The following is an 11,081-nucleotide window of genomic DNA, read 5'->3' on the forward strand; positions in this document are numbered from 1 at the left end:
TCGACTCAGCACTAAGTATACAATACCTGACTTCTGCAAGAAGTCGAATACTTGTTAACTCAAGTTGCTACCTATAACCTCAGCGGTTTCTAACCGCTGCTCATAGTGCAAATTCCGCCTACGCGGACTGACATATTAGTCCGCGTAGGCGGACTTTGCAACACTAGCCACGATTTCAATCGTTGGCATTTTAGTGGGTAGCAACTTGGGTTTGTTAGTTATTCAACCGAAGATCGGTTTTATAAGATCTCAAACGAATTGACATTTAAAACCTTACCAATCATCGCCAGAGTCATGACATCATCGTTTAATGTCCCTTGCACCTTGACATGCAATCCTACCTCGCGTAAATCGCGAGGGCAATCTAGCAACTCGTAAGTAGTACCATCCTCGGCTACTAATGCCCAAGCACCAGTACCAAAACCTTTATGCTCAATTCCACCAATCACCGTAATCATACTGTTTGAGAATCTCCTCTCGCCGCGAATCTAGCTAAACCAAAACATAACAATCCATTGACTATCAAGAAACCGCGTGCCATCCCTCCGTCACCCAACAACCAAACGTTTGGAGAGATTGCTGCACTGACAAATAGACAAGCTGCTACACCCAAACTAGTACCGACTGCAAACCATTTTCCTTGAGGAAGCGACCAGCAGACCACTAGTAATATTACCGGAATTAGGACACTAGCGAATAGTGGATTGAGAATACTGTTACCTGAGAGGGCATTACCGAGTTCGGGAATCGAACTACCTAGGACGCGGAATGGTGCTTGAGGCAGATCGAAGATATAGAATCCTTTGAGGAAAAACAACCCACTGCTCCCGGCAATCAAACCACTAAATAGTGGTAAGCCAAAGGGAAGATAGTTGCGAATCAAGAAGGCTAATAGATAAGATCCCAGTACCATTGCGACTTTTGGCAATAGCGCGATCGCGCCACCATCGATCCAGAATTTAAGGTTGAGATAACCATTATCGCGCAACCAGCGGAAGAAATCATTAAAGGTAATTTTACCTTTTTGGGCGAGTTTGACTGCCGCAGCAGCATCTAAATGTCCCGCACCATAATAGTTCTGCGGATCTGTATCGATTTTGCGAACGGATTGTTGCAATACGGCTAAGACTTCATCGGGAGCTGTTACGCCTGTAGACTTAATCAGTGCAACGACACCTGCAACGTGCGGAGCAGCCATACTCGTACCTTGGAAGCCGACGATGACGGGGGTATTAGTCTGAGGATCGATCGTTTCTTGCCAGATTTTACTGCCGTTGCCACCGCCAGGAGCGGAAATATCGATACCTGCGCCATAGTTAGAAAATTCGGCTTTTTCGCCTTGAGCGTCGATCGCAGCAACGCTAATCACGCGAGCATAACGCGCGGGATACGATGCTGAGTCGCGATTTTCATTACCCGCTGCCGCGACGATGACGACACCCTTGTTGTATGCGTACTCGATCGCATCTTTCATGACTTGGCTTTCGCCGCCGCCACCTAGACTCATGTTAATGACATCGGCTTTGTTATCGGCTGCAAACCTAATTGCCTCGGCGATGTCGCTAATTGTGCCACCACCGCTAGCTGCTAAGACCTTGAGGGGCATGATTTTAGCTTCGTACGCTACCCCTGCCACACCGTAGTTATTGTTGGTAGATTGGGCGACAGTGCCCGCTACGTGGGTGCCGTGTCCGTTGTCATCGTCGGCATTAACTTTGTTGTTGACAAAATCGTAACCCGCGACAAATTCGGTTTGGGCTAAATCAGGAACTTGGCTGACACCAGTATCGATAATGGCGACAGTAATGCCTTTACCACGATTTTCTTCCCACGCTTGTTCGGCATGAATGTTGTGTAAGTGCCACTGCTTACTATATTGCGGGTCGTTGGGTGCAACTGTGGCACGATAGATATAGTTAGGCTCGATCGCTTCTACGTCTTGACTCAGGCTCGATGCCCGCAATTTGTCGAGTAATGCGCGATCGCCTTTAACTGTATATGTATGTTCGGCTTGAGAAAATTGACTATTGAGGCGCGGCGCGAGGTGATATTCCCCCGTCAACACCTGCAATTGTCGATCGATTTCGGTGGATGCAATATTCTCTTTAAAGTCAATAACTAGGGAGTCAAATTCTCCATTGGTTGCCAATCCTTGGAAGTTGGAGATGGCGAACCCGATGCCCAGACAAAATAGGCACAAGATTAACAGTTTCCGCATATACGGCGATCGCTCTTACAATTAATTAGTATCCCTAGCATAACTGAACATTTTCGATTATGCCGTAATTTAGGCTTTAGGCTTTGGGTTTTAGGTGTTAGGTGTTAGATTTTAGGCTTTAGGCTTTGAGGGTAAAGGGTAAAATGAATAGGCTCGATAGTTTTTCTTCTCCCACACTCCCATCTCCTATCCCTTAACCAACTGCTTGATTTTTTGAACTGTCTCCATATATTTACTGTCTTTGCCTTGTTTTTGATATAGTTCGGCGGCGGCAACATAGTTAGCTACCGCGCTGCGATTATTACCGAGTTGATGGTAGGCAAAAGCACGATGGGTAAAAGCATCGGCATTGTTAGGATCGATCGAGATCGCCCGATCGTAATCTTTTAAGCCACTTTGACGATCTTTTAATTCGCATAACGCAACTCCTCGCCCGACATATGCTGATGCGAGGTTGGGTTCGAGGGCGATTGCCACATCGAAATCGGATTTGGCACCTTGCCAATTAGCTAGTAAATTGCGAGTGCTGCCCCGATGAAGGTAGGCTTCGGCATGTTGAGGATTGAGTGCGATCGCACGCGTATAGTCGGCTTCGGCTCCTTGCGAATCTTTAGTCAGGCTCCGGGCAATACCTCGGCGGAAATAGATTTCTTCAAATTGCGGATTGAGTGATAAGGCGCGGTTGTAATCGGCGATCGCATTTTGATAATCGCCCTTTTGAGATTTTTCTTGAGCGGTAATAAAAAAATCGTCGGCTGTAGTAGGCTGCGACGATCCGGTTGCTGGTGTTTGTCGTTGGCGTAGCCTCTCGGAACGAGAATCGATTTCGACATTAAGTTTGCTGGCGATTTGGGTGAAGGTATCGATCGGAATTGCCAGTCCACTCACAGGTTTGACTCGATCTCGATTGCCAGATCGATCGATATTCGGATCGATCGTCCCGACACTTTTACCATTGATGCCAATTAAATTACCCGCCTCGTTAAATAAGCCCCCGCCGCTCATGCCTGGTAAAATTTCGGCATTCCCAATCGCCAATCCATACCCCCGATCGCGATCGTGATGGCTGATGGCGACAACCGTACCGGGATAAAATCGTAATGACTTCACCTGAAATCCGGCTGCAAAAATCCGTTCGCCCCTAGTGATGTTACTAGAGTTACCGAGTTCGGCAACTGTATAGTTGCGATCGCTCTGAAAAGTCAAAGTCGCCAAATCGAGTGAATTAGGGGCAATTTTTACCTCACTCGGCGCGATCGAATACTGTTGCCGATCGGGTGTAGTAATGGCGACAGGCAAGTTGTAGAGATTATTCACCACATGAGCGGCAGTTAAAATCGTGTAGGTATTGCCGACATGTTTAATTATTACTCCAGAACCTTGTCCCGATCGAGTTTCGATTTTGACGACTCGATCGATCGCAAAGTCTTTAGAAACGATCGGATTTGTAGCAATCTGTGGTAAGGCAAATCCGGGGGCAATCTGAATTAAGGGAGTAGCGATGCTAATCCCTAACAGAGCGAGTGTGAATTGTTTGTGCATTAATTACAGAAATGGTTGACGATAAGGAATCGGGGTTGATACTTTACACAGACAAAGCTTGCGCTTTTAGCAAAAACAGTATCGATCGACTACGCTGCTAACTTTTAAAGCCTAAAGCCTAAAGCCTAAATTCCCAGATCGGTAGGTGTCCCGACTCATAGAATATACTAAAAAAGTAATTTCAGTCTACACCACACTAATTCGATCGACGATCGTTGCCACAGATTGTGCCAACATTAAGATACTAAGAGATCTATCGATTACCTTCGGTAGGCTACGCCAACGATAAGACCTAAATCATGACTGAACTTACTGACAACCAACCACCCATCGATACCGACGCACTCCTGCTGATGTTGCGGCGCAAGGAGCGCAACTGGGTAGAATGGGGTAAAGCTTGCCAGCAACTCCAAAAAGCTGGACTCAAACCCCAAGAGATTTTTGAAGCGACTGGGTTTGAGCCGATTCAGCAAAATCAAATTATTGTTGGTGCTCAAGTTTTCGATAGCATGATGAAAGTCGGGGTAGCTCCAGCAACCCAAACCCACTATCAACGAGTGGGTAGCGATAGTCTCTACGAGCTACGCATTCTCTCTCAAGAAGATCGCGCGGCGACAGCGGACTATCTATTCAACCGCAATATTGACTCTGAAGGCTCGAAAGAGGTCGCCAAGGCGTTTAAAGAATTTTCTTATATGCAGCAGCCGCCAGTGGGTTTTACCCACCATCCCGGCGATGCTGTGGCTTATCAGTATTGGCGATATATTAAGCAACAAGGCGATCTGACCGAAAAAACCCGATTGATCGCGCGAGGGTTGATGTTCGCTCACAGTCAAAGTGCCCGCAATCAGATCGAAAAATTACTTACCGCTCTCACCGCACCGCCCCAGAAGCCAGCTCCAGCAATTCCGGTGTATCGGCTAGAAGCAGATGAAGAATTACCGCGCACAGTCGCCATCGCAGGAGAATTTCCGTTGGCTAGTAATCTCCTCACCGATGTACCACAACTGGCGATTACTGGCTCTTTCCAGATCGTGCGGAGTACTTGGGCGGCTGGCTGGGTGAGTTTACCCGGCTGGGGTGTGTTATGTAAAACCGAAAATCCCGTGGCGATTATTGGTAATAAAGATACTTTACCGCTGAAACTAGTCGGCACATCGACCGAAACGATCGTTATTCTCGATCGCAGTATTACAGAGTGGAATGAGTTTAATTATTTTGCAGTCGATCGTGATGGACAACTCGCGATCGAATGGTTCGATACCGCGCCGAATATTCCATTGCTAGCCCAATTAGTACTCGTCGTACATCCCAAACGTCCGATCGATCCCGATACTCCTCAGGATCTTTGGGAACTCGAAGATTAATTTAGGTCGTATTTTTGGCGTTGTAGCGGGGTTTGCTCCGCTGCAAGATATTTTAAGACAGCAGAAAAGCAACCACCAAACCAACTACTACCAATACTGGAATTCCGCGCAGTAATATTCCCCAAAAGCCGATTCTGGTTCGTTCTTCCAGCTTAACATCGACGACTCTAAGTTCCGATTTCATCACTTCAACTTTGCCATCGAGCTTAGTTTCAATATTATTAACTCGTCCCTCCAATTTGGTAAATCCTACTCGTACTTCTTCCCGCAATCCGGCGATCGAAGTTGTGAGATCGGCGATCGCTTGACTATTTTGCTCGATCGCATTTTTTAATTCTTTAATATCTCGATCTGTAGATTCTGTCACGATTTTGCCTATAAACTGGTGTCGCTAGAATATCCCTGTCGGTTGGAGGCGATCGGGGGATATTCTTATTTTAGAAGCATTTTCCACTATTCACTATCCACTATCCACACTGGAAAAGAAATATCTTGAGTAGTATCGATCGTCGTTACATAACAGCGTTCTGCTGGCGTAAAAGCTTGCCAATCGGCTTGTTGACTGGCAAGTAAATCTGCCGTTGCATCGGCGATATCGCCAGTCCGATGTGCCAATCGATCGCGCAATACTGCTTCAGGTGCCGTGCAATGAATTATCTGCAAGGGAATCCCCCGATCGGTTGCTAAATGGACGACGGCGGCACGTAAACGCCAGCGATCGTACTTTGCATCCAAAATCACCGTCGAACCTCCTGCGACTAATTTTGCCGCCAGTTCTAATACCCGATTGTAGGTTCTGGCTGTCATTTCGGGCGTATATAGATTCGCATCGCCTTTGCTCGCAAGTGGAATTCCGCCCAAATGCTTTCGCACCGCGTCAGAGCGCAGATGGATGCCGCCTAATTCCATGGCAATGCGTTTACCTAACGTACTTTTACCCGACCCCGATAACCCTGATAACATTATCAATCTTGGCGTGGCCGTATTCTGCGTATATGCCCAAGCTTGATGGTAATAATCCCCCGCTGTCTTAGCTGCGGCTTGGCGATCTGAATCGGAGATTGCCAGATCGTCGAGGAGGAAAGAGGTGACTTTGGCTCGAACGTAAGCCTGACGGCTGAGATAAAAGGGTAATACTTGCAATCCTTCCCAATCTCCCGTTTGTTCGGCATAAGTATTTAAAAACCGATTGGCGAGATCTTTTCGCCCTCTAGCTTCTAAATCCATCACGGCAAAAGCGATATCGTACATGGTATCGACAAAGCGAAATGGTTCGTTAAATTCGATACAATCGAATAGTAAAATTTGAGATTTCCACTGACAGATATTTCGCAAATGTAAATCGCCATGACATTCACGAATAAATCCACTAGTTCGACGCTCGTTAAATAACCGATCGAATTCGAGTAAAAAGCTATCGGTATAGGCTTTAGTTTCAGTAAATTGCTGCTGGGTTTGCGCGCGTCCGATATACTTTTCGGTCTGGCGATAGTTATCGTCGATCGATTGTCGAATCATTGCTACTTCGCCAAAGCTACTAATATATTCATTTGTCTGGGCGTTGGCGTGAAACTGGGCGACAACTTTACCCATTAATTCAATATGTTCGATCGTTATTGTCCCCGCCCCGAACATGTTGCTCAGTAATGCTGCTTGGGGAAACTGCACCATTTTAACGGCATAGTCTACAATCTCGCCATCGTTACTCAGATGGTATTTACGATCTTGCTTGGAGATCGCGAGTACTGCTAAGTATAAATCTTTAGCTCCACGTTGATTGAGTCGCATTTCTTCATTACAAAAATGCTGGCGTTTGGCGACAGTCGAGTAATCTAAAAAGCCAAAATTAACTGGCTTCTTGAGCTTATAAACAAATTCCCCCGTTAGCAAAACATAGGACGCATGAGTTTGCATGAGTTGAATTGGCATCGTCACCGGATGGGGATAAAAATCCGGTGTCAACATCTGCTGAATTAATGCTGGAATTGCGACATTCGACATGATTACGATGCGATAAATTGAGGGTGGGGGCAATGTCTTGTCGGTTTTTTTATTCTGGGGGAACCCCAGAATAAAACCGCCGCTTCATGAATTGCCCCTACCCTCAATTTTGAGGGCAGATCGACCCACAAATCAACAATGCCCTTGTTTATTTTTTAGTCAATTTACGCTTAATTAGCACGACAGCACCAAAGGCAATTGCCGATCCTAGCAAATCTGAAGGTTCGGGTACCGCTTCCACCGCAGCCACGACATCCGCCGTACCAACTAGTTCTGTGCGTAGAGCCGTTCTACCAGGCGTATTCACGACAATAAAGTTTAATCTATTTGTCCCCGCAACAAACAAGGCAGAATTATTAATTGTAAAATTCGACCACTGACCGAAATTGCCTGCTCCAATCGATGCCACGCCAGTATCGACACCATTGAGCAAAATTTGTACGCCATTATCATCCGCCGCCCAGCGTCCGGTAATTTGTGCGGTGCTAGCTTGATAACCAGTCAGATCGAATGTAGTCTGAAAATTATAAGTACCCGATGGTGCGTTGAGTTGATTATCATTGTTAGGGCCGATCCAAGTCGAGAGGGTAGTATCGCCAACATAGGGAGATGCATCGTAAGGTGCGCCACCAGCTTCGCGCCGAGACCGAATCTCTGTCGTGCTGCCAGTCGGCACCGATACTAAGCTATAATGCGGATCGCCGATCGTCCCATCGCTTAATACGGCTTTGGCATTATCGACACCTGTATTGTACAAAGAATTAATTGTGGCTGCTTGCGCTCGATCGCCAGCACTCAAGCCTAATAATGCCACAGTGGAGATGCCCCCGATCGCCAAAATACCGATCGCAGAGCGAGTTATCATTTTCATGGTTATCTGTCATAAATAGCTGCAATATCTCGATCGAACGATTTAGGGAGTATCGATAAGATCGGATTCCCAGTGTTCGATCCCGATCGCTACACCAATTATTCCCAGATTTTAGATCGGACAAACATTTTTACCCGTTGCCATTGCCATTGGTAGAAATAGCAAAGATCGAAAAACCCCGACTTAGATTAAAAGCCGGGGTTTTCATACCAAATACTTAGTTGAAACTATATTTTAGCTGACTAACTTCTTCAATTAGATTACTTCGAGAAACAGGGGGTTTAAGACGATCGGTAACGCGCTTGAACAGTTACTTTCTTCAAAAGCATACACTAGAAAATCTCTGATGTCAAGCGTATTTTGATTGAAATAGATCGATGATTTTGCCGATCTTTGAAATGGTAGCGATCGGTTATCACGATCGCTCACGAAGCAGTATCCCGAATCGGTTGGCAGTGATAGAGTTGATATTTATAACCATAAACGCCCTTAGTAAACTTTTTGTCGCGATTACAAGTTGGCGGTAAGCTAATCGGTGCATAGAAATTAACTAGCCATAAATCGAGCGAGCCAGAAAGCCGCTCGACAGTTTGACGGAGTAGTCTAGTTGCCGCGCAATCACGAGGGCAAAATTTCTGCGATTGACTGGCTAATAAAAATTTAGCAGTCGTATTTAGATCGATCGGATCGGTACGTTGCATTTCCCAGGCTAATCCCATCATTTCACCTACCTGAATCAGACTATTATGTGTCGTGGCAATCAGTACGGGAATCGGTGCGGATTGTTGAATCATCGGCACGATTTGTTCGGTGCGATAATATTTATGGTAGCCATAATTGCCAGCGACGATCGCGCTACTTACCAATCCCATCAATAGTACAATTTTAACTGCGCGCGTTCCCGATACCCATTTGGCGATCGACGGTTTACTCCGCCAACAACTAGCCAATCCTAAGCCAACGAGCATCACAATGCCTGGAAAATAAACAAAGTGATACCGCGCGCCGCGCGTAATATCTACGCCAGTCAGCCAGGGTAATAGTAAATATAACCCGATCGCACTAATGGTAAAAATCACGATTGCCATTATCTCGATCTTGAATTGTGGTTGTCGAAGCTGCATCCCAATCCCACGATCGAGCATTGGCGTTACCCAGACAAAAAAGATTAGCATCAAAATTGCCGATCCGATCGCGATCGGAATATTAACATCGATCGGATTATCTGGAAAAATCGACAGCGTGGGAAATTCTGTCACTTCTACCAATAATAATGACATCATCGAAATCGACGCACCGACAATTTGGAAAAAGGGATTTAAGATTTCGATTGATTTATGCGGTGCATTATCGATCCAGCCGGGAAGAGTGCGATCTACAGTCGTAATTAGCAGCCACAGCCAAACAGACATTCCCGCAAGCGTACTTAAAATTGCTACTAGCAATTGCCACCATTTCGGCTGCAATCGCCTCTTTTTTACCATCATGCAGGTAGATGGCGGCGGGAGTTGGCAAATTTGCCGCCACCAGACTAACACCAGCACGATGGCTTGCGCTAGTAGCGCGATGCCAAATAAATAATGCGTTCCCATCGCCAAAATATTGGCAACTACCCAAATTATCATCAGGGGGATAGGTAAATTTTGCGCGCTAGTTAAATATCTACAGGCGATCGCCAGACAATTAATCACAACGATCGTCCACAGAATTGCTAAACTATAATGGCGGGCTTCTTGTGCGATAAATACGCTGTATGGAGATACTGCTAACATTGCCGCCGTAAAATTGGCAATCGATCGAGCCATTTGGCGATCTTCTAAGCGCGATCTAAATGTTAAATAACTGCCAATATACGCACACGGAATCGTCAAAACGCCGATAAGTGCGGGTAAAGCTCTCGCACCCCAAAGACTAACCAAACCACTATCGGTGGTAAATAGTTTCATCCATAAATATGCTAAGCTAAAATACACTGGCGGCTGGCGATCTTCCATCGATACTTGCCAAACAATATCGCCAATTGTCACATTCGGATTGGGAATTAATGGCGAGAGTAAGTCTGGTAAATCGATAATTCGATCGAGTGGTACCGACTTGAAACTATTGCCCAAACTCAATACCAGCGTTCTAAATTCATCCGTCCACGGCGGCTTACAATCTAAATTAGCAAATCGCAATATAGCTCCCAGGAGCATCCAGATCGATAGCCATAACAACTGTTTGTGCCAGTGTCTAGCTGCGATCTTAGCAACTAGCATACTAAACTAACTTATCAATTAATCCCGTAATCGATTTCTGAATTTTTTGTTTGCGTTGCCAATTTTGGAAAGCCCGATCGTAAGCTTCGCCCTGACGCTGATAAAATAATTTCCAAGCATCTAAACCAACGCCCATCCCCCAGAAAATTAGCACGTATAAAGACCACGGAATTCCAAACCCTGTCAGGAAATTCAAGGCTACAAAGCACGTATTGGTAATTGCATATTTACCAAATTTATCTTGAAACTTCGATCGACGATACGCATCGAATTTTTGCAGCTTGGCACTATCACCCTGCTGAGTCAGCCAGGTAGTTTCCGCCAGCTTGAGCGTACCCGGTGCAATTCGTAATTCGTCAGCTATTTCCAATAACTGAGCGTAAGACAATTCCGTATCGGCACTAGGATGCTGCGCCAGCGCAATGTTCAAAATTTGTTGGACATCTTCCTGGCTATAGGAGCGAGTTAAGGACTGTTCTGAGGAGTTCATAGCCGATCGAACGCACTAATTAATTAGAGGTGAATGGACGCATATCCACATTTATTATGACATTTCTAATTAGGGGCGGTAGAGTCGATTTCTACCCCAATCGCCGTACTTGACACTATTTTAACCCACTATCTTCCACCAGCCCAGACTCGGCCCGATGCCCCGCACCATCAACCACGCAAACACCAATAACCCAATCCCAATCCAAGCTCCCTGAGTGCTAACTCGCACAAATTCCGATGATTGAGTCGTCGTCAGTGGCAACCACGAAACAATTCGCTTCGATTCCGGTTGTCCTTGCTCTTTCCGCCGTTTTGAATCGCCCATGTTACCT

At 45.9% G+C, this 11,081-nt stretch carries 10 protein-coding genes; 1 reads left to right on the forward strand and 9 read right to left on the reverse strand.

The genetic code is table 11. The features are described from left to right. Positions 1-239 precede the first annotated feature (239 nt). From RMO79_RS14155 to RMO79_RS14165, 3 genes are all read right to left on the reverse strand, one after another. The gene (locus RMO79_RS14155) at positions 240-458 is read right to left on the reverse strand and encodes a hypothetical protein (RefSeq protein ID WP_295618843.1); all 219 of its coding nucleotides are present in this window, start codon (positions 456-458) and stop codon (positions 240-242) included. Continuing rightward, positions 455-2,218, reverse strand: a complete 1,764-nt coding sequence (locus RMO79_RS14160; protein ID WP_310483809.1) for a S8 family peptidase — start codon at positions 2,216-2,218, stop codon at positions 455-457. Before RMO79_RS14160 ends, RMO79_RS14155 begins: the two co-directional genes overlap by 4 nt. Before the next feature lie 186 nt (positions 2,219-2,404). Beyond that, positions 2,405-3,760, reverse strand: coding sequence for a tetratricopeptide repeat-containing serine protease family protein (locus tag RMO79_RS14165; RefSeq protein ID WP_310483810.1), 1,356 nt, complete (start codon positions 3,758-3,760; stop codon positions 2,405-2,407). 299 nt (positions 3,761-4,059) lie between these two features. Between RMO79_RS14165 and raf1 the strand changes: the two genes are divergently transcribed. Beyond that, on the forward strand, positions 4,060-5,127 hold the full coding sequence (raf1, locus tag RMO79_RS14170) for a RuBisCO accumulation factor 1 (protein ID WP_310483811.1): 1,068 nt from the start codon (positions 4,060-4,062) through the stop codon (positions 5,125-5,127). Between the two features lie 52 nt (positions 5,128-5,179). Here the strand turns inward: raf1 and RMO79_RS14175 are convergent, their stop codons facing one another. From RMO79_RS14175 to RMO79_RS14200, 6 genes are all read right to left on the reverse strand, one after another. Beyond that, positions 5,180-5,494 (reverse strand): hypothetical protein, encoded by a 315-nt coding sequence (locus tag RMO79_RS14175; protein WP_310483813.1) that lies wholly within the window; start codon positions 5,492-5,494, stop codon positions 5,180-5,182. Positions 5,495-5,580: 86 nt separating this feature from the next. Continuing rightward, a complete protein-coding gene (locus RMO79_RS14180; RefSeq protein ID WP_310483814.1) occupies positions 5,581-7,128 on the reverse strand; it encodes an AAA family ATPase in 1,548 nt (515 codons plus the stop codon). Positions 7,129-7,276: 148 nt separating this feature from the next. Beyond that, on the reverse strand, positions 7,277-7,999 hold the full coding sequence (locus RMO79_RS14185) for a PEP-CTERM sorting domain-containing protein (RefSeq protein WP_310483815.1): 723 nt from the start codon (positions 7,997-7,999) through the stop codon (positions 7,277-7,279). 425 nt (positions 8,000-8,424) lie between these two features. After that, positions 8,425-10,257: a glycosyltransferase gene (locus RMO79_RS14190; RefSeq protein ID WP_310483816.1), complete on the reverse strand. Its 1,833-nt coding sequence runs from the start codon at positions 10,255-10,257 to the stop codon at positions 8,425-8,427. Position 10,258: 1 nt separating this feature from the next. Continuing rightward, positions 10,259-10,747 carry a 2TM domain-containing protein gene (locus RMO79_RS14195; RefSeq protein ID WP_310483817.1) on the reverse strand — a complete coding sequence of 163 codons (489 nt, stop codon included), beginning with the start codon at positions 10,745-10,747 and terminating at the stop codon, positions 10,259-10,261. 120 nt (positions 10,748-10,867) lie between these two features. Further along, positions 10,868-11,081: DUF2839 domain-containing protein (locus RMO79_RS14200; protein WP_310483818.1), on the reverse strand; the 214-nt coding region annotated here is incomplete at its 5' end.

It is taken from the genome of Chamaesiphon sp. VAR_48_metabat_403 (genome assembly GCF_031422475.1).
GTDB lineage: Bacteria > Cyanobacteriota > Cyanobacteriia > Cyanobacteriales > Chamaesiphonaceae > Chamaesiphon.

Excerpts from the sequence above, each read along its gene's own strand:
- RMO79_RS14190 (WP_310483816.1), bottom strand. The coding sequence starts at position 10,257 with ATGCTAGTTGCTAAGATCGCAGCTAGACACTGGCACAAACAGTTGTTA.
- RMO79_RS14180 (WP_310483814.1), bottom strand. The coding sequence starts at position 7,128 with ATGTCGAATGTCGCAATTCCAGCATTAATTCAGCAGATGTTGACACCG.
- RMO79_RS14155 (WP_295618843.1), bottom strand. The coding sequence starts at position 458 with ATGATTACGGTGATTGGTGGAATTGAGCATAAAGGTTTTGGTACTGGT.
- RMO79_RS14165 (WP_310483810.1), bottom strand. The coding sequence starts at position 3,760 with ATGCACAAACAATTCACACTCGCTCTGTTAGGGATTAGCATCGCTACT.
- RMO79_RS14185 (WP_310483815.1), bottom strand. The coding sequence starts at position 7,999 with ATGAAAATGATAACTCGCTCTGCGATCGGTATTTTGGCGATCGGGGGC.
- RMO79_RS14160 (WP_310483809.1), bottom strand. The coding sequence starts at position 2,218 with ATGCGGAAACTGTTAATCTTGTGCCTATTTTGTCTGGGCATCGGGTTC.
- raf1 (WP_310483811.1), top strand. The coding sequence starts at position 4,060 with ATGACTGAACTTACTGACAACCAACCACCCATCGATACCGACGCACTC.
- RMO79_RS14195 (WP_310483817.1), bottom strand. The coding sequence starts at position 10,747 with ATGAACTCCTCAGAACAGTCCTTAACTCGCTCCTATAGCCAGGAAGAT.